The following is a 21,116-nucleotide window of genomic DNA, read 5'->3' on the forward strand; positions in this document are numbered from 1 at the left end:
ATTATTACGGGAATGAAGGACGAATCGAACATCTCCGCCTCCCTGGCCAACGACGCGCTGCGTAACCGGGATGTAACGGTCTTCCAGGAATTATATACGACCTACAGCGAGCCCCTTTACCTGCTGGCATTCCGGTGGGTGAAAGACAGCAGCCTGGCCAAGGATATCGTCCATAATCTTTTCGCCCATTTGTGGGACAGGGGAGGCGACATCGTTATTACCGGGCAGGTCCGCAGTTACCTGTACCGCGCCGTCACCAACCTGTGCATCAACGAGCTGAAGCGGCGCAAGCGCCACATCGGCGAGGAAATCCTCCAGTTCCAGGCGGATGGCCATTCTTTCTTCGAAATATCCGATTATATCCTGTTCCAGCAAGAGTTGATGCAGCACCTCGGCGCCCTGGCGCCCCGTTGCCGCGAAATCCTCCTCCTCAGCCGCGTCCACGGCCTGGAGCCTTCCGAGATCGCGGAAAAGCTGGGCATTTCCGTCAATACCGTTTACTTTCAGCTCTCCGTAGCCCTGAAATCCCTCCGCGGCCGGATCGGCCCGAAAAAAATTCCTGAAGGCATCAAAGTATCCCCTTTCTGAATTGTCTTAATACTATAAGCATATGGAAAACGACCTGTCCCAATTCATAATCGACTACCTGGCCGATAGCGGCAACCCGGAAAAGCAGCGGCGGATGAACGACTGGCTGAATGCCGGGGAGGAGAACCGTCGCCGGTTCGACGAGGTGCGCCGGGCCTGGGAGGCTGCCGGGCAACTGCCCGAGCCTTTCGATATGCAGGCCGGTTGGAGCAGGATGCGCGACCATATGGCGAATGCGCCCCAATCCGCAACGGTGCGCACGATACCCGCGCGGCGCACCTGGTGGCGTGCCGCCGCCGTGATACTGCCCGTGGTAATATTGGCCGGGTATTGGTGGATGAAGGGGACAGACGGGGGATGGACTTCCTATACCGCGCAGCACGCCGTGAAAGACAGTCTCCGCCTGCCCGACGGTTCCGATGTTTTCCTGCGCCCCGGCGCCACGGTACAATATAAGATAGACAACAACGAAAGATCGGTGCGGCTCACGGCCGGCGAGGCTTTCTTCCGCATCAGCCCCGATGCGCACCGGCAATTCAGCGTGCAGTTGGAGAAAGGGCTTGTAAAGGTGTTGGGGACTTCATTCAACATCAATACCACCAAAGGTTTCAGTGATGTAGCCGTATGGGATGGTAAAGTGAGCGTGGAAGGCAACGGGAAGAAAGTGGTGCTCACCGCCGGGAATATGGCGGTGGTGGATGCGAAAACAGGGGATGTGGAGCAGCCGGAAGGCAATTACGCATACCGCTGCGGATGGGGCAACAGCGACCTGTCGTTCAGCGACCAGTCGCTCCAGGTAGTGCTGGAAACGCTGGGCTCCTATTATCGCGTTTCGCTGGATGTGAAAGACGCGCAACTGCTCGGCAGCAGGATCACCGTTCGCTTTAACAACATGCCATTGAACGAGGCGCTGACCGTTCTCTCCGAAATGCTCGACCTCCGTGTTAACCGCCGTTCAGACAAAGACTATGAATTGATACGCAAATAAATCCGTAACAGCGAAACTTAAAACCAGAATCAAAAGAAAGCAAAGCTTACCGTAGTTCCCATTTTATCACCGGTGCCTGCCGGTTTGGAGATGTATTGCCCGCCTTTGGGGGATTAGCCGGCTGATCCTGAAGGGAGCGTTATGTCTGCCAACATCGCCGGCGGCAGATCACATCTTAAAATGAAAAGATGAAAAGAATCCCTTGTATTACACTGATCATAGCCATGGTCTGCGCGTCGTTCGCCGCCATCGCGCAACGCCAGCCCGATGCCCTGTCGAAAAAGCTCACGGTGGCCATCGAAGACAAGCCTGCCGAAGCGATCCTTACCTTGCTTGAAAAGCAGGCTGGCGTATCTTTCGCATATCCCACCGGCGTGCTGGCCAATCGCCCCAAATATTCCATCAGCCGGAAAGACGCTACGCTGCAGCATTTGCTGGAAGTCATCTTTCCCCCGGCCCAATATTCCATCAAAGCCATCGGCAACCAGATCATCATCAAACAGGCGGCCGCCGGCCCGGCCGCACCAGCCGATACCAACGCCCCGCAGCGTGTGATCGATATGAATACCGTGGTGGTTACCGCACTGGGGATCGGGCGGCAGCAACGCTCGCTCGGCTACGCGTTCACCGACGTGAAAGGGAGCGACCTCACCCGCGCCCGCGAAACCAATCCCATCCAGGCGCTCACCGGCCGCGTGGCGGGGCTCGACGTCAACGCTACCAACAGCGGCGTGGGCGGCTCCGTGAAAGTGACCCTCCGCGGCGTGAAAGTGATCGGCGGCAACAACCAGCCCTTGTATGTGATAGATGGCATCCCGGCGGATAATTCCTCGCCCGGACAGGCAGACCGGTACGGCGGGTACGACCTCGGCGACGGTTCCTCCATCATCAACCCCGACGAAGTGGCCAGCATATCCGTCCTGAAAGGCGGCGCCGCCACGGCGCTCTACGGCAGCCGCGCCGCCAACGGTGTGATCCTCATCACCACTAAAAAAGGCAGCCGGCAAGGGCTGGAAGTGGAAGTTACCTCCAATTCCGTGCTCGAGAAACTGAACGCCAGCTACGAATTCCAGGATACCTACGGCAATGGCCGCGACGGCATGCTCCCGCGCGATGTGGCCACCGCCCGCGGCTACTCCCAGGCGAGCTGGGGCCCGAAAATGACCGCCGACAGCCTCACCTGGCTCTGGAACGGCAAACAGGTGCCCTACAGCAAAGCCCGCAATCCCATCCCGAACTTCTTCCGCACCGGCCTTACGCTCACCAACTCGGTTTCCGTGTCTACCGGCAGCGATAAAGCCCAGCTCCGGTTTACCTATACCAACGTCAACAATAAGGACATCGTTCCCGAAAGCGGCCTGAACCGGCATAACTTTTCCCTGCGCGGTACTTCGCAGCTGACGTCCAAACTTACCATGGACGCCAAGATCACCTACCTCAACGAAAAGGTAAACAACCGTCCGGCCCTGTCAGACAATCCGAACAACATCGGGTACGTGCTGAGCGGGATCGCGCCCAATATCGACATCAACTGGCTCAAGGAATATAAAGACCCCGTTACCGGGAACTATATCAACTGGAACAACCAGCAATACCAGGTAAACCCTTACTGGGCCATTTACGAACAGCCGAACGACAGCCGCCAGGACCGCCTCAACGGTTTTGTGCAGTTTAAATATCAATTACTCCCCGAACTGTCTGTCCAGGCCAGGACGGGAACGGATTACTCGCGCTTCGGGTTCCGGGAGTTCATGGAAGTGTCGACCCCGTTCAACCAAAGCGGGATGATCAACCTGAAAGACCGCGTTTTCCGCGAAACCAATACCGAAGTGATGCTGAACTATGGCAAACAGGTGAAACGTTTCTGGATCGGCGGCAACCTCGGCGCCAACCGCATGGATTACCGCGAAAACCTCCTCAATACGACCGGCCGGGATATGAGCGTGCGCGGTGTGCGGAGCATCAATAACTTCAAAACGAAACTGAGCAATGAGCAGATTCTACGCAAACGCATTAATTCCGTGTATGGCGCCGTGAACCTGGCTTACGAGAATTTCCTTTATCTGGATTTGACGGGCAGGAACGACTGGTCGTCGACGCTCGCCATGGGCCGGAATTCCTTCTTCTATCCCTCGGCGTCGCTCAGTTTCGTGTTTACGGAGCTGTTGCCGAAAAGCGGGGCATTGACTTTCGGGAAACTGCGCTTCTCCGCTGCGCAAACAGGAACGGACGCTGTTGAGCCTTATCAGCTGAAGCTGACCTACGGCAGCAATCCCGATGTGCCGATCGTGGGTGGATATGCGATCGGCGGGGTGGCGGTGGACAAGGTGCCGTTCAGCGACCTGAAGCCCAGTATCAGCAAGTCGTACGAAGCCGGCGCCAATCTCGTCTTCTTCAACAACCGCCTGAACCTGGATGTTACCTGGTACCAGTCCAACACCCGGAACCAGATACTCAACGCGCCGATCTCCTCATCCAGCGGGTATACCAGCGCCGTGATCAACTCCGGGAACGTGCGCAACCGCGGCATCGAGGTGACGTTGCTCGGCAAACCCGTCACCACCAAGCACTTCAACTGGGATGTGAATGTGAACTTCGCGCGGAACCGGAACAAGATCCTCGAACTGAGCCCGCTCGTGTCCGGATATTATACCCTGGCGCAGGCGCGTTGGGCCAATGCCTCGATCGTGGCGGAAGAAGGGGAGGAATTCGGGATCATCGTGGGGAGGAAGTTCCTGCGCAGCCCGCAGGGCAAGATCGTGCTCGACGCCAACAACCTGCCGCTGTACGACCCTACGGATACGCAGATCGGCAGCGGACAGTACGAATGGATCGGCGGTGTCAACAACCGGTTCACCTATAAAAACATTTCCCTCGGCATTTTGCTGGATATCAAGCAGGGCGGGCACATCTATTCCATGACCAACCTCCTCGCGCATGCCAACGGCCGGCACAAAGCCACGCTGGAAGGCCGCGAAGGCTGGGCGGAATCTGAAAGGGCGCGCCTGGCGGCAGGGCAAACGCCCGGCAACTGGAAACCGACCGGCGGCCGTTCGGTAAGCGGCGTTCGCCAGACGGGGACCGATGCAGACGGGAAGCCCATTTACGAAGACGTTTCCGCATTCGTGAGCCCCCAGGCATGGTGGCAACGCGTGACCGACAATATTCCCGAACAGTTCATCTACGACGCCTCTTTCGTGAAGATCCGCCAGCTGAATATCGATTACACCTTCCCGAAATCGTTCCTGGGGAACGGGATTTTCAGGGAACTGGCGATATCGCTCATCGGGCGGAACCTGTTCACCATCAGCAAGCACGTACCCAACGTAGACCCCGAATCCAGCTACAACAACAGCAACGGCCAGGGTTTTGAGTACGGATCGCTCCCCACGCGCAGAACCTACGGCGTCAACCTTTATGCAAAATTCTAAAACGGTCAACATGAAAATCGTTCCATATATACTGATCAGTTGCCTGGCCCTCGTGGGCGCCGGCAGTTGCACGAAAGATTTCGATTCCATCAATACAGACCCGACGCGCGGCGCGGAGATCGCCCCGGGGCAGCAGTTGACCGCCGCGGCCTATTACCTGAGCGGCGGCAGGGAAACGGGCTATCCCATCATGTATTATTTCCTGCCGCGGTCGCAGTACGTGAGCGGCGCGTGGGGCATGCGCTTCGGCGGGAAATACATCCGCAACGATTTTTACGGCGAGCGGATGTGGGAGATCTTCTACGGGAGAAGCCTCAAACAGCTCATCGATATGATCGAACGCTCAAAGAACGATCCTGACCTGGTGAACTATATCGCCGCCGGCCGCATCCTGAAAGCGTACATCTTTTCGCTGTTGACGGACGCCTACGGCGATGTGCCCTATTCCCAGGCCGGCATCGCTTATTACGGCAAGATCTATACGCCGAAGTACGACCTTCAGCAGGAAATCTACAAAGACCTGTTCAAGGAACTGACCGAGGCAACGGCCCAGTTCGACGCCGGTAAACAGGCGCTCCTGAACGATATCGTCTTCAACGGCAACGTAGACCGCTGGAAGAAACTGGCCAATTCGCTCCGGTTGCGGCTCGGCATGCGCCTGTCCAAAATCGACGCCAACATGGCCGCGCGGGAAGTGAAAGCGGCGGTGGATGCGGGCGTGATGGCGAGCGCCGACGATAATTTCAAGATCATCCACGAAAACTTCGGTTTCCCCGACCTCCGCGGCAACGGCCTCTCACAGGCTTTCCATGAAGAATCCTCCTTCCTGTATACGATCGGTACCAACACCTTCGTGCAATACCTGAAGTATCACAGCGATCCCCGGCTGTCGCGCTTCTTCATCAACCGCGACCCTGCCGGAGAAGATATCACCGCTTTAACGGGTTATATGTCCGTGCAGTCCGGCCTTTACTGGTGGGATAACTGGGGAGATTTTACCGCGCCCGGTGGCCGCGTCATCCCCCATGCCAACAAATTCTGTGTCATCAACCGGCCTTTCGTCCAATTACAAGCCTCCTTCCTGCACATGGGGTATGCCGAAGTACAGTTCCTGCTGGCGGAAGCGGCCGCCCGTGGCTGGGCTGGCACCAACCCGCAACAGTTCTACCATAACGGCATCCGCGCCGCCATGAAGCAGCTGGAAATGTACCCCGGAATGGACCCCGTTCCGCAACCGCAGGTAGACGCTTTCGTGACAGCGCATCCGCTCACGGGGCTGCCGGCAGACACGGTGCTCAAGCACATTAATATGCAGAAATGGGTGGCGCTCTTCCCCAACGGCTACGAATCGTTCGCCAACCAGCGCCGCACGGGGTATCCGGTATTGGAAGAGATCGAAGATGTGGGTACCGAATCGGAAACGAATAAAGTCCCTTTCCTACGGTTGTTCTATCCCGGAACGGAAGCGTTCAACAACACGGCCAACTACCAGGAAGCCCTGCAACGGATGGGTGGAAAAAACGACTGGCTCAAGCCGGTTTGGTGGGATAAGAGATGATTCCCTGATAATATCGCAGCGATGCACAGGCAGGAAGCCGGAGATCGGCTGGGGGCGGGGATTTTCGAGAGCGAAGCAACCGTCCCCGAATCCTGTCGGAACACAAAAGGCCTCCCGGTACCGGGAGGCCTTTTGTATGTGCAATGAATTTACCTGTTGACCGGGACCGATATCACAGCGTACCCGCCGGGGCGACTGAACACTACCTGCCTGTTTTCCCCATCCTGGTTTTTTAGTGTGAATTTGTATTGTTTTCCCGGTTCCATGATGGGCAGCCGCAGCATTTCGCCCGCGTCCGATGCGCTGGAAACCCGCGCCGTATATCCTTTTAACGTGTACGCCGGCATGCCGCCCGGAATGGTAACGGTGACGGATATATTTTCCCGGTCGGGGGAAGATTGCATGCTGGTCACGATGATCGGGCTGAAGAGGTTTTTCAGCATGTGATAGGAGGGTTTCAGCTCACCATCGAGCGAGATCATGCCGTGCACCCTTTGGCGGCGCTTGCCCGTTCCTTCTTCACCGATGAACGTCCGGTAATCGTTCAGGGAAAAGTAAATGGCGCCGGCTACGAAAGGCCGTGTTTCGTAAAGGGCAGTATGACTGATCATGTGCGCGATCCGGCGGGGATCGCCGCCGCTGAACGCCGGCTCGCAAAGCCCGTATTCCGAAACAACGATGGGTTTTTCCGGGTGGTATTTGTGGATGCTGTCCAGCATCGCCGGGGCATCCGTCATTTTGCCGCCGAACCAGGTCTCGAAATATTCGTTCCACATAATGACGTCCCCAAAAACGGTGGCGTCCAGTTTGGGATTGTACTGGATGGTATTGCTGACGTAATTGACGAGGCGGCTGCTGTCCATCGCCTTGATGTATCCGTACATGTGTTTTACATAGTCGTGCGTAGGCTGGTATTGGCCGGAATGCTCGTTGCCCACGCCCCAGGCGATGACGGAAGGGTGGTTGAAATGGTGGAGCACCATTTCATCGGCCTGCATCATGGCAACGGATTTGATGGAATCGAGCACGGTAGCGCCACCCCAAAGCGGTATTTCTTCCTGGACGAGCAGGCCGTTTCGGTCGCACCAGTCCAGCAACGTCTCATCCTGCTGCCAATGGAACCGGGTGAAAACGGCGTTCAGTTTTTTGAGGTGTTCCAGGTTGCCGTAGAGGATAGCCGCGGGTTCGGCCATGCCGTAGTCCGGATGGGAGCCAGGCATCCATTCCACGGCAGACAATCTTACCGGTTCGCCGTTCAAAAAGATTTTTCCATTGCGGGCCTCGATGCTGCGGAAGCCGACGGGGACGGTTTTGGTGGCGATAACAGTGTTTTTGTCCATCACCTCTACGCGTACCTGGTAGAGGTTCGGGTGATCGAAATGCCAGCGCTGGACTTCGGGGATTTGTACCGTTGTTGTCAGTTTGCCGTTTTGCGGCGTTCCGTTTTGCGTTTGCGTAAATACGGTCTGTTGTGCCGCATCGGTCACGGATACGCGGGTGCGCAGTGGTTTTTGGGATTTTCTGTCGAGCAGGACGGTCTGGACCCGCAGTTGGCCGGCTTTCGTTCCGGGAACGGGTCTTGCATCGGCCAAAATATAATCGATGCCCGATGGGTTGGAAATATGGAGGGATACGCTTCGCGTGATACCGCCGTCGTTGGCCCAGTCGAACGATTTGCCGTAAGGGAGCGCGGAGGTGGAGAATTGATTGTTCACGGAAACGGTCAGCAGGTTTTTCCCTTTCCGGGCCGCTTTCGACGCGTCTGCATAAAAAGCAGTGTAGCCGGAACCGTAGTGTTTTGCGATTTGCTGGCCGTTGAGATAGATAACGGCGTCGCGGTACACGGCGTTGAATTTCAGGCGAACGGTCTTGCCTTTCGTTTCCTGCGGGATGTCGATTTCCCGTTGGTACCAGGCGGTGCCGTAGTATTCTTCGGTGCCGGGGTCAACATTCCAGGTGTGCGGCACTTTTACCGTTCTTGATATTTGGGCCGGGAGTGTTGTGGCAAACCAGCGCGCAGGGGCCCCTGCATCCAGCGAGTCGATACAAAACAACCAATCCCCGTCCAGGGAAACCGTTACCTCTTCCGGTGATGCAACGCGTTGGGCGAAGGTCTTGCATTGAAACAGCAGTAACGCGGCCGTGAGAAATGTGAATGTCCATCTCATGATGTGGAAAGTTTACAATCGATTGGGTGAAAAGTGGAATCCGTACATGCATCCTGCATGCGGGAACAAGATACATACGATTCGGAAAGACTGCCTGCGGATCATAAGATTGTCCATTCTATCAGTTAGTTAGTCCATTGGCCGGGCTATGGATTACGCCTAGTTTTGTAGCGTTACCGTTGGTTTTGACGTGCGCGTCATCGTTACGGTAACATCCGCGAACAGTACTCGAAGTTTTGTATGATATAAGCAGTGAGCAATAAGTCAGAAGTGTGGCGAGGCGATCGGATAGCAGTGAAATGAATAGCGCCCGTTTCTTTCCCGTATTGTTGTAAACCCGGTATGATAAGCAACACAGGAAGCCATTATTAAAACCTGAACATACCGCGAAACCATTAGCCTGGCGAACGAAAGCTGCACTGCGCTGCAATGCGCATGTATGGAACGAAAGGTAATTATTATGAATCCGGCGCCGGATGAAGCATGATTGGCGCCACATTCCATGGTCTTACAGTTATGAAAAACGACGATTAGCACCAGACATCAGCATTTTTGACGAAACAGCATTTCCGTCTTACCATTTGATACATGCGGCCATGCATGTCTATTTCCGGGCGATCCCTGATCGGCCATCGGCATCCTGTTGGGAAACAGGTTCAGGTATACTAAACTAAAACACGCATCTAATGAAATTGGGTAAACAACACCACGTTCTTCCTTTGGTCAGTGGATTATTCATCCTGCTATTCCAGTTCATCCATTTCCCGGGCTTTTCGCAGGCTACGCGGAAGGTGACGGGAACGGTGGTGAATGAACAGGGCCAACCCTTACCGGGTGCTACCATTTCCATCAAGGGCCGTCCGGCCAACGCGATTACGGACGATAACGGCAAGTTCTCCATTTCCGTTTCTGGGGAAAATGTGGTGCTCGTGGCCACGCACATGGCTTCGTCGCCCATGGAGATCGCGGTCGGCGATCAGACCGATATCCGGTTCGTGCTCCAGCCGCTCGACAAAAAACTGGACGAAGTGATCGTGGTGGGATATGGCACGCAGAAGCGTACCTCGCTCACGGCGGCCGTTTCCAGCATCAAGGGCTCCGAAGTGGCGAGCCTGCCGGTGGCCAACCTCAGCAACGCGCTGGGCGGCCGCGTGCCGGGCGTGATCTTCAAGCAGGGAAGCGGCGAGCCCGGCTACGATGGTTCTTCCATCCTCATCCGCGGCTTCAGCACCACCGGCAACACCGCGCCCCTGGTGATCGTAGACGGCGTCCCGCGCAGCTTCCAGCAGCTGGACCCCAACAGCGTGGCCAGCTTCACCATCCTGAAAGACGCCGCGGCCGTAGCGCCCTACGGCGTAGCGGGCGCCAACGGCGTGATCCTCGTGACCACGAAAAAAGGTTCCGCCGGCAAACCGCAACTGTCTTACAACGGCTATTACGGCTGGCAAAACCCGACCGTGCTGCCGAAAATGGTGACCTCCTTCGAATACGCCACCATGCGCAATGCGGCCGCCGCCAACGCAGGCACGGCGCCGGTGTACGACGATAACGCGCTCCAGAAATACAAAGACGGCTCCGACCCCGACCTGTTCCCCGTGAACGATCCGCTGCGCACGCTCATCAACCGGAACGCGCCCATGATGGGGCACAACCTGTCCGTTTCCGGCGGCTCGGAGAAAGTGAAATACTTCGGGGCGCTGGGGTACCTGTCGCAGGACGGCATGTGGGGCCCCACCAATTTCAAACGCTATAATCTTACATCGAACGTAGAAGCCCAGGTAACGAACACCACGAAGTTCAGCATATCGCTGAGCGGCAGGGTGGAAGACAGGCGCTATCCCGCCCGTTCCGCCGGCAGCATATTCGACCAGCTGTACCGCACGCCCCCCGTGGCGCCGGTGCTCTTCAGCAACGGGCTCTGGGGCTCGTACATCGGTCGCTCGGCATACGGTAACATCTACAAAAGCGGCTATTCCAACGATCTCCGCCAGATTCTCCTGAGCCAGGTGAGCGTGGAACAAAAGCTGCCCCTCAAAGGCCTTACCGCCAAAGCCGTGTTCAGTTATGACTACAACGATCCCAACGGCGGCACGGTGAAAACCTGGGCTACGCCCATCCCGTATTATGCGATCACGGATGCGTCTACCCGTCCATATACCATCACGCAGATCGGGTCTGACGGGCCGCAGAAACCTACGTACAACGTTTCTTTCGGGCAAAGCCAGGCATTCACCTACCAGGGCTTCCTGACATATGCCAACAGCTTCGGCAAGAGCGATGTGGGCGCCACGCTGGTACTGGAGTCCCGCAACACCAAATCGACCAGTTTCGGGGCGGGACGGGTAAACTATAACGTAGGGATTCCGGAGCTGAACAACGGCAGTTCCAATGCCAACGACCTGTCGAACAGCGGCTCTTCGGGAGAGTTGAAGCAGCGGGGGATGATCTTCCGCCTTACCTATGCGTACGCCGGCAAATACATGTTCGAAGCTTCCGGGCGGTACGACGGGCATTACGTGTTCGCGCCCGGGCAGCGGTACCAGCTCTTCCCGGCGTTCTCTGCGGGTTGGAGGGTTTCAGAAGAGAAGTTCATGGAAAACGTTGCCTGGCTGGATAATCTGAAGATCCGTGGCTCCTACGGCGAAAGCGGCGCCCTGCCTTACATCGGGGGTGTGTTGGCGCCGTTCCAGTACCTGAGCGCGTTTTCGCTGTTGAGCAACAATGCCGTTTTCGGTGGCGCCAGCTCGCAGGGGCTCCAGGAAACAGCGCCTGGCAACGCGGCCATCACCTGGGAAAAAGCCAAGAAAACGAACATCGGGTTTGAGATCTCCGTGCTGAAAGGCCTGTTCACCATGGAAGCCGATTACTTCATCGAGAAGCGCAACGATATCCTCATCGCCAACCAGAACAAGGTGCCGGCGGAATACGGGATAGGGCTGCCGCAGTCGAACTCCGCGGCGGTTAGCAACCGAGGTTTCGATTTCAGCATCGGATCAACCTACGACATCACGCGGGATTTGCGGGTGAGCCTCGTGGCCAACGCTACTTACGCGAAGAATAAATACGTGGAGATTTTCGAACTGCCCGCTACTTTCAACAATCCCAACCGGAAGCAGACCGGCCGGCCCATCGGCACGCAGTTCGGCTATCACGCCATCCGCCTCTTCCAGCAAAGCGACGATAAGAACGGCAACGGCATCATCGATGGCGGGGAGTACGATGTGGCGCAATTCGGCACCCTCCGCCCGGGAGATATCATGTACGAAGACGTGAACGGCGACAAGAAGATCGACGCCAACGACCAGAAAGTCATCGGCAACCCGTCTACGCCCCAGCTGATCTACGGTTTCTCGCCCACCATCTCCTACAAAGGCATCGACCTGAACCTGCTCTTCCAGGGCGCCGGCGCCGGGAGTTTCCTGCTGAACGGCCAGGCCGCGTACCCTTTTTTCAACAGCGGCTCTGCATTGGCCACCACGCTCGACTACTGGACGCCCACCAACACCGGGGCGCTCTATCCCCGCGTACTGCCGCAACCCAGCCAGAATTCCACGCAGGTGTCTGACTGGTGGATGCGGAAAGTGAACTACCTCCGCATGAAATCCGTGGAACTGGGATATTCCCTGCCGAAAGACCTCGTCGCAAAAGCGCGCCTGCAGTCCGTCCGCGCATATGTGTCCGGGCAGAATCTCATTACCTGGGCAAAAGACATGAAGGATTTCGACCCGGAAGCGAGCGCCAGCAACGGGAACTATTATCCGCAGCAGAAAGTGATCACCGTGGGCTTAAACGTTAATTTCTAAAATTTTGACCGAGATGATGAAAAAGCATATATCGATAATCGGATGCTGTTTGTTGATGGGGGCAGCTTCGCTGACATCCTGTTCAGACAAACAACTGGATGTGGAACCGCGCGACAGGCTTACAGACGCCAATGTCTGGACCGATCCCGGCGCTTCCGACCTTTTCCTGAACGATATCTACCGCAGCCTGCCCGACGGCAACAACTGGTACGATCCGGTAGAGAACTGGTCAGACAATGCGATCTGCGGATTTGCCTGGCCCACCTCCCGGACGCTCGTCCAGCAAGCACTCTATTCTCCCGCAAACGCAGGCCTGTCGGGCGAAGTGAGCAATATGTACAACTGGTCTACCAACTACACCTATATTCGCAAATGCAACGTGTTCATCAAGAACGTGACCGCATCTTCCTCTCTTTCCGCCGATTATAAAAAAGGAAGGCTGGCCCAGGCCCGCTTTCTGCGCGCCTATTTTTACCACAACCTCTGGATGGCCTTCGGCGGCGTACCCGTGATCACCGATGTGCTCGACGTGGAAACACAGGGCAACGACGTGTTCCGGGCACGCAACACTTCCGCAGAAACACTGAAATTCATTACCGACGAATGCGCCGCCATCTACGCCGACCTGCCGCCCGTGCCAAATTCCGGCAAGATCGGGAAAGGTGCCGCCATGGCGCTGAAAGGCTGGTGTGAGCTGTTTGCCGGGAATTGGGCCGCCGCTGCCGCGAGCAATAAAAAAATCATGGACGAGCTGGATTACGACCTCGATCCCGACTACGCGGCGCTGTTCCTCAGCAAAGGCAACGCCAGCAAAGAATCCATTCTCTACCGCGAATACGCGCCCCCGGGATCGGGCAAAGGCGGCAGCCTCGACGGGCTCATCGGCCCCACGTTCACCAAAGGCGGCGCAGAAACCTCCTGGGGCGGCATGAACCCCACGCAAGACCTCGTGGAAGACTATGCCATGGCCAACGGGAAAGTCATCACCGACCCCACGTCCGGCTACAACCCGCAAAAGCCGTACGAAAACCGGGAAAAACGTTTTTACCAGTCTATCGTATATGACGGCTCCTGGTTCTACAACGATACGATTTTCACCCGCCGCGGGATCGGAAGCCCCAACGAGATAGACCTCACCGACCGCGACGATGCCGGCCAAACCGGGTATTATCCCCGCAAGCGCATGGCCACCGATATTACGCTGGGCGCCGCCAGCTGGGACGGCTTCACCAGCTACCAGAACTACATCATTTTCCGGTATGCGGAAGTGCTGCTGAACTATGCCGAAGCGCAGAACGAAGCCGTAGGCCCCGATGCAACGGTATACGCCGCGGTAGACGCTGTACGTGGCCGCTCCGATCTCACCGGCCTGCCGGCGGGCATGGGCAAAGACCAGATGCGCACGGCCATCCGCCGGGAAAGAAGGGTGGAATTGGCGTTTGAAGACAAGCGTTACTGGGACCTCATCCGCTGGAAAATCGCCGAAGTGAACCTGAACCGCCCCCTGCGCGGGATTTCCATTACCGTGGCGCCCAACGGATCGCTGCAATACGCGCCGGTAGACGCGCGCGGCGGCGACCGGAAATTTTTCGCCAACAAAAACTATTTATTCCCCATACCGCAAAGCGTGATCGAACAGAATCCGAAATTGCAGGGCAAACAAAACCCTGGCTACTGATTTTAATACAATCTTGATTGATAAACACTCTCTGATTTTCCAGTCGGGGAGTTTTTATTTGTCAAGCCCCTCATCCATTGTTTGTAACGCCGATTCCTTGTACTTTGAACGAACAACTTAATTTATGAAACTGAGAACGAACGATTGGATATTGGGATCGATGCTGTTTGCCGGCATGGCCGCCACGCTGCCTTCGCAGGCGCAGGAACGGATGTCGCTCGCCGGGAGGTGGGCCGTGCAGCTGGATGCGGACAGCGCATATTTCAACCGGAATACACCGCCGCGCACTTTTCAGCATACCATGCAATTGCCCGGGACCACCGACCAGGCGCGTATCGGACAAAAAACGACGGGCTCCGATTACGGTATCCTGACCCGTGCCTACAAACATGTTGGTCCCGCCTGGTATCGCCGGCAGATCACCGTACCGGCGGGCTGGGCCGGGAAGGAGGTGAGCCTGTTCCTGGAGCGGGTGTTGTGGGAAAGCAGGGTTTTTATCGACGGAAAGGAAATCTCCCGCCTGTCGCCCCTCTACGTTCCGCACCGCCATACCCTCGGCAAACTGGCGCCCGGCACCCATACGATCGATATCTGCGTGAACAACGATCTCATTCATAACATCGGCGATAAAGGGCACGGCTATACGGAATACACCCAAAGCATCTGGAACGGCATCGTGGGCCGGCTGGAATTGCAGGCCACACCGGCTTTTTCCATCGAAAGGGCGAAGTTTTACCCGGATGCGGAAAAAATGGAGATGCGGGTGGAAGTAATGGTGAAAAGCGATGTTGCCACGGATGTGGAAGCATCGGTTGTCGTGAACGATCCGAAAACGGGTAAAGTGGTGAAGAACACCGTCCGCAAGTTGCGTATTCCAGCCGGCGATACCCTGGTGGCGTTTGCTCCCGTGGGCTGGGACCATGTCCGGCTGTGGGACGAATTCAGTCCAAATCTATACGATGTAAAGGTGGAATTGAAGCAGGGGGAAAATACCGTTCAGTGGAACGATAAGATCGGGTTCCGGAAAGTGTCTGCTTCGCGGAATAAAATCCTCGTGAACGGAAAGGCGACGTTCGTCCGCGGGAACCTCGACTGTGTACATTTCCCCCTCACCGGCTATCCTTCCTGCGACGTGAAAGAATGGGAGCGGATATTCCAAAAGTACCAGGAATTCGGGCTGAACACCGTCCGTTTCCACTCCTGGACGCCGCCGCGCGCGGCTTTCGAAGCGGCAGACAAAATGGGGATTTACATCCAGACGGAAATCATCTGGCTGGATTGGTGGATGGCCGGCGAACAGAAAACCCGGCCGGAGATGAACACGAAAAACTATCCCCAGGGGCTGGGCAAGAACCCCAGTGCCGACGCTTTCGTGCAGGCGGAAATGAAACGCGTGATCGACGAATACGGCAATCATCCGTCGTTCCTCTTTTTCTGCATCGGCAACGAACTGGGCAATTCCGATTTCGACGTGATGCAAAAGTGGATCGAAAAGGCCAAGGCCGACGATCCGCGCAGGCTGTATTCCGTGTCTACGGCGCGGAAGATCATGCCGGTGGATGATTACATGGTGACGCACAACATCCCGGAGGTGGGCGGCACTTACGGATACAGCATGAACAAAACCGACGCGGGGCTGGAAGCCAATTACAGCCGGGCGAACATTCCCGTTATCGCGCATGAAGTAGGGCAGGCGCCCGTTCATCCGCTGTGGAGCGAGATCGGGAAATACACCGGCGTGCTGAAAGCCCGCAACCTCGAAGGTTTCCGGGATATGGCGCTGAAAAACGGTGTGGCTTCGCAGGATAAGGATTTTCACAGCTCCACGGGCAAGCTGCAGCAACTGTTGTATAAAAACCTCATCGAGAATATCCAGCTGGCGCCCTCCAGCGCCGGGTTCCAGCTGCTGAGCCTGCAGGATTACCAGGGCCAGGGCGAAGCGCTCATCGGGTGGCTGGATTGTTTCTGGGACGATAAAGGCACCACTTCCGCGAAAGATTTTCGCGGGTACAGCAATGCCGTAGTGCCGCTGGTCCGCACGCCTACGTTCACCTACACCCACGCCGATACGCTGCGCATGGGCATGGAAGTGGCGAACTTTTTCAAATCCGACCTGAATGGACCGCTGCTTTGGGAAATCACCGATGCCGCCGGAAAGAAGCTGCATAGCGGAAAGGCCCGCCAGTCGGTATTTCCGCAGGGCGCGCTCACGAAAGCGGATAGCCTCAACCTGCCGTTGGGGGATTTCCCCGGCCAGGCAGGCCAATATACTTTCCGGTTGTATTTCGCGGACAATAAGTATAGCAACAGCTGGCAGTTCTTCGTGTTCCCGCCGGCGGAAAAACATACGGTCAATACCGACGGCATTTATGTAAGCGATGCCTGGAACCATTCGGTAGACAGTGTGCTGGCGAAAGGAGGGAAGGTGTTGTTGCTGGCAGACAAGCTCGGCAACAAGCGGACCTCGGCGCCGGTGAGCTTTGCGCCGCTTTTCTGGAGCGCCAGTTTCTTCCCGGGCCAGAGCAATGAAACGCTCGGCTCGCGCATCGATACCAGCAGCGAAGCGTTCCGCCATTTCCCGACGAGCGATTTCACGAACTGGCAATGGTTTAGAATTACGCCCGGTGCGAAGTATTTCAAGCTGACCGGCATGCCGGCGGCATATACACCCATCGCGCAGCCTGTTTCCGATTTCCATTTCAACGAAAAACTGGGCAGCATTTTCGAAACGCGCATCGGCGCCGGGAAGTTGCTGGTTTGCGGATACAACCTTCGTCAACCTGCGAACGCATACGCCCATCAATTGTACTACAGCCTCGTGCAATACATGAACAGCGCGGCTTTCAGTCCGAAATCGGCACTGCCGGAAGCGCGGTTGAAGGAAATCCTGGCCCAAACCGAGGTGGCGGCCCCCACTTCGCCGCTGCCCAACGAGTTCAACGGCGCGGCATTGTTCATCAGCGCGGGCCGGAACGCTTCCGCTTCCAAAGACTGGGCTGCGGAAGACGATGCCGTGATCGCCAGCAAAGGTTATAAATACAGCGCCACCGGCCTGCGGACCATCCGCCGCGACAGCGTCAGCGCCTGGGCCGGGAGGAATTTTTCCATCGAGCTCCAACCGCCCGCCGGCGTTAAGGGATATGTATATCTGCATCTCCTGAACGCCCGCAGCGGCAAGGCCTCCGGTCTCATCACGATCGAAGGCAGGGAGCTGAAAACCGGCGACATCCCGGCAACAGGGAAATGGATCAAAATTTTCATGATGCGGGAAGATACCAACGATGGCAAGGTAGCCATCCAGTTCGCCGCCGACAATAACAGCGGGCTGGTCGTGGACCAGCTTGTGGTGATGGAAGAAGACTAAGCATGCTACTCTCTGTTATATAAAAAGGGTTTGGTGAATGTATTTTCATCAAACCTTTTTTTGTGGCTGGTTTTGTTTTTTGTTTAGTAATAGTAAAATGCATGCCGGTGCGGACGGATAGCGCCGTTACCGTAGCATGCAAGGTGTTGAAATTCTTAAGTTCCCTGTGAGTTGGCGGCTTAATGTGTTGATGGACATCCTTGCGCAGAAGTCCGTAAGATAGTCCATCCCGCTGCACGATTGTCTATTGTTTAGGCTTGCTAAATGGGTAATTTCACACTACAGTTTTTTCAACCAAATACAAATACGTTATGACGATCCGCTACTCGCCGTTCAGGGGTGGGAGGGCCTCCCTATTCCCGCATCCGACGGTCCGTTGGCAGCATCTACTGTTATGCTGCGTTTTAGTATGTATGTCCTGGATACCTGGCTATACACAACAATCTACCAGTAAAAAAATCACCGTCACGGGAACGGTTCAAGACAGTACGGGCATGCTGCTTCCCGGTATCAGCATCGGGGTGATGGGCAGCCAGGGCGTGGGCACTTCCACCGACATGAACGGCAAATTCGTGCTCGATGTTCCGGCCGACGGTGCGCTGCAGGTATCTGCCATTGGGTATGTTCCCCAAACCATCCAGGTGAAAGGCCGCGCGGTGATCGACATCGTGCTGGAGATCGCCACCAGTAAGCTGCAAGACGTGGTGGTTACGGCTTTCGGGCGGAAGCAGCGCCGCGAGGCCACCGTAGGCTCCGTCACTTCCATCAACCCCCAACAGCTGAAAATCCCTTCCAGTAACCTCACCACCGCATTAGCCGGGCAACTGGCGGGCATCGTGGCGTACCAGCGCAGCGGGCAGCCGGGCGCGGATAACGCCAATTTCTTCATCCGCGGGGTTACGACTTTCGGGTATAAGAACGACCCGCTCATCCTGGTCGACAACGTGGAGCTGACGGCCACCGACCTGGCGCGTTTGCAGGTAGACGATATCGCCAGTTTTTCCATCCTCAAGGATGCCAGCGCCACCGCGTTGTATGGCGCACGCGGCGCCAATGGCGTGATCCTCGTCACCACCAAGGAAGGCAAGGAAGGAAAGGCCATGATCAACTTCAGGCTGGAGAACAAAATCTCCCAACCCACGAAGGAAATCAGTCTCGCCGATCCCTTCACCTACATGCGCCTCTACAACGAAGCCAATTACAATTCCGGTATCCTGGAACCGCGCTACAATGAAAAGGAAATCCGCATGCGGCAGGATCCCAACCGCAATCCGTATGTGTACCCGGTGGTGGACTGGATGAAGGAAATCACCCGCCGCAGCACCTTCAACCAATCCGGGAACTTCAGCGTGAGCGGAGGCGGAAAGGTAGCACGGTACTACATTTCCGGCGCCGCCAATCGCGACAACGGGACGTTGAAAGTGGACAAGATGAACAGTTTTAACAGTAATGCAAAGTTGAACAACTACCAGCTCCGCTCCAACGTGAATGTGAACATCACCAAAACTACGGAAGCCGTGGTGCGCCTGTCCGGTAACTTCGACGAATACACGGGGCCCATCGCGCCGGCGGGCTCCATTGCAACGGACATGTATTACCAGGTGCTCCATACGAGCCCGGTGGATTTTCCGGCGTATTACGCGCCGGATTCCGCCAACCAGACTACGCGCCACATTCTTTTCGGCGGTACGCCGGAGTATGGGTACACGAACCCGTACGCCAGCATCATGAAAGGGTATCAGAATTTCTCGCAGTCGCGCATGTCTGCCCAGTTCGAGGTCACGCAGAAACTGCCGTTCGTGACAGAGGGGCTTACGTTCCGGGGGCTCATTTCCACCAACCGGTTTTCATTTTTCGATGTGGTGCGGCAGTATAAGCCGTTTTACTATTATGTGGACCCGGTGACGGGGTACGACAAGCTCACGGACAAATATACCCTCACCTGGCTGAACCCCGATCCCGGCGCGGCTACGGAATATATCGATTACGTGGCTACGCCCGGCAACCGGAAGATTTCCTCTTTCCTGTACATGCAGGGCGTGCTGGATTACGACCGCCAGTTCGGGGCGAGCAACGTGAGCGGATCGCTGGTGGCCACGCGGCAGCAGACGCTCAATGCGCAGGCTACCGATCTTCAGTCGTCTTTGCCATTCCGCAACATCGGGCTGGCGGGGCGTGCTACGTATGCCTACAAGAGCCGGTATTTCGCGGAGTTCAACTTCGGGTACAACGGCTCGGAGCGTTTCGCGGAGAAGAACCGGTTCGGGTTCTTCCCGACGTTCGGTGTGTCGTGGGTACCGTCTAACGAAGAATTCTGGCGGAACGGCGGCATTTCCGATTTCGTGCAGCGGATGAAGATCCGTGCCAGTTACGGGTTGGTGGGGAACGATGCCATTGCCGGCACGCGGTTCTACTATCTTTCCAACCTGAACCTCAACGGTGGTAATTCGTCGGTTTTCGGGATCAACAATAATTATGTCCGCAACGGCGTCCGCATCCTCAGTTACGAAAACAACGACGTAACCTGGGAAGTGGCCCGTACCACCAATATCGCCGTGGAGCTGGAAATGTTCCGCGGGTTCAATATCACGGCGGAAATCTACCGGCAGCAGCGGGACAGGATCCTCCAGGCCCGCAGCGCCATCCCCACCAGCATGGGCCTGGAAGCCACGGTGAGCGCCAATCTCGGCAAAGCCGAAGCGCGCGGGCTCGACCTGCAGGCCGATTACAAACGGAATTTCGCCGGGGAGAAAGGATGGGTACAGGCCCGGGGGAATTTCACCTTCGCGCAGAATGAATACGTAGCGTACGAAGAACCGATGTGGGACGAGCCCTGGCGCCGCGCTGTGGGCAAAAAGCTCAACCAGGCGAAAGGGTTTATCGCGGAAAGATTGTTCGTGGACGATAAGGAAGTTGCCGCTTCGCCGGTGCAGAACTTCAACGGCGTGCCTACCCGCGGCGGCGATATCAAGTACCGTGACCTCAACGGCGACGGCGTCATCACCGAGCGCGACGAAACCTATATCGGTTACCCCACCACGCCCGAGATCGTGTACGGCTTCGGCTTGTCGGCCGGCTACAAGGCCTTCGATATTTCCGTGTTTTTCCAGGGGGTAGACCGGGTGTCTTTCTTCATCGATCCCAACGCCACCGCGCCTTTCGTGGGCAATACGCAGCTGCTGAAGGCGTATGCGGACGATCACTGGTCGGAAGAAAACCAGGACCTCATGGCCACCTGGCCCCGCCTCACGGCGAACGCCAATCCCAACAACACGTTCCGGCCCAGCACCTGGTTCATGCGGAACGGCGCGTTTTTACGGTTGAAGTCGGTGGAACTGGGGTACACCCTGCCCAAGCGCATCGCGAAGAAAGCGTATATGGAGAACTGCCGGATTTACGCCAGCGGACTGAACCTCCTGACCTGGAGCGCCTTCAAGATGTGGGACCCCGAGCTGGCGGGTTCGGGCATGAACTATCCCGTGCAGCGGGTTTTCAACCTGGCCCTCAACGTTAATTTTTAACTCCCAACACCGCAATG

At 56.6% G+C, this 21,116-nt stretch carries 9 protein-coding genes; 8 read left to right on the forward strand and 1 reads right to left on the reverse strand.

Going from position 1 to position 21,116, the window contains the following annotated elements; all coding sequences use genetic code 11:
• Window positions 1–12: 12 nt before the first annotated feature.
• The 4 genes from WJU22_RS14090 (at window position 13) to WJU22_RS14105 (ending at window position 6,565) form a co-directional block, all read left to right on the forward strand.
• Window positions 13–588: an RNA polymerase sigma factor gene (locus tag WJU22_RS14090; RefSeq protein WP_341838823.1), complete on the forward strand. Its 576-nt coding sequence runs from the start codon at window positions 13–15 to the stop codon at window positions 586–588.
• Between the two features lie 22 nt (window positions 589–610).
• Window positions 611–1,576 carry a FecR family protein gene (locus WJU22_RS14095; protein WP_341838824.1) on the forward strand — a complete coding sequence of 322 codons (966 nt, stop codon included), beginning with the start codon at window positions 611–613 and terminating at the stop codon, window positions 1,574–1,576.
• Between the two features lie 188 nt (window positions 1,577–1,764).
• Window positions 1,765–5,007 carry a SusC/RagA family TonB-linked outer membrane protein gene (locus tag WJU22_RS14100; RefSeq protein WP_341838825.1) on the forward strand — a complete coding sequence of 1,081 codons (3,243 nt, stop codon included), beginning with the start codon at window positions 1,765–1,767 and terminating at the stop codon, window positions 5,005–5,007.
• Between the two features lie 10 nt (window positions 5,008–5,017).
• Window positions 5,018–6,565 (forward strand): SusD/RagB family nutrient-binding outer membrane lipoprotein, encoded by a 1,548-nt coding sequence (locus WJU22_RS14105; protein WP_341838826.1) that lies wholly within the window; start codon window positions 5,018–5,020, stop codon window positions 6,563–6,565.
• Window positions 6,566–6,714: 149 nt separating this feature from the next.
• Here the strand turns inward: WJU22_RS14105 and WJU22_RS14110 are convergent, their stop codons facing one another.
• Window positions 6,715–8,733 (reverse strand): glycoside hydrolase family 2 protein, encoded by a 2,019-nt coding sequence (locus WJU22_RS14110; protein WP_341838827.1) that lies wholly within the window; start codon window positions 8,731–8,733, stop codon window positions 6,715–6,717.
• A 686-nt stretch (window positions 8,734–9,419) separates the two neighbouring features.
• Between WJU22_RS14110 and WJU22_RS14115 the strand changes: the two genes are divergently transcribed.
• From WJU22_RS14115 to WJU22_RS14130, 4 genes are all read left to right on the forward strand, one after another.
• Entirely contained in the window at window positions 9,420–12,536 is a 3,117-nt protein-coding gene (locus tag WJU22_RS14115) for a TonB-dependent receptor (protein WP_341838828.1), read from the forward strand.
• A 55-nt stretch (window positions 12,537–12,591) separates the two neighbouring features.
• A complete protein-coding gene (locus WJU22_RS14120) occupies window positions 12,592–14,214 on the forward strand; it encodes a RagB/SusD family nutrient uptake outer membrane protein (protein WP_341843779.1) in 1,623 nt (540 codons plus the stop codon).
• Window positions 14,215–14,338: 124 nt separating this feature from the next.
• On the forward strand, window positions 14,339–17,578 hold the full coding sequence (locus WJU22_RS14125; protein WP_341838829.1) for a glycoside hydrolase family 2 TIM barrel-domain containing protein: 3,240 nt from the start codon (window positions 14,339–14,341) through the stop codon (window positions 17,576–17,578).
• A 413-nt stretch (window positions 17,579–17,991) separates the two neighbouring features.
• Window positions 17,992–21,099 (forward strand): TonB-dependent receptor, encoded by a 3,108-nt coding sequence (locus tag WJU22_RS14130; RefSeq protein ID WP_341838830.1) that lies wholly within the window; start codon window positions 17,992–17,994, stop codon window positions 21,097–21,099.
• Window positions 21,100–21,116 lie beyond the last annotated feature (17 nt).

Source organism: Chitinophaga caseinilytica (assembly GCF_038396765.1).
Taxonomy (GTDB): Bacteria; Bacteroidota; Bacteroidia; order Chitinophagales; family Chitinophagaceae; genus Chitinophaga; species Chitinophaga caseinilytica.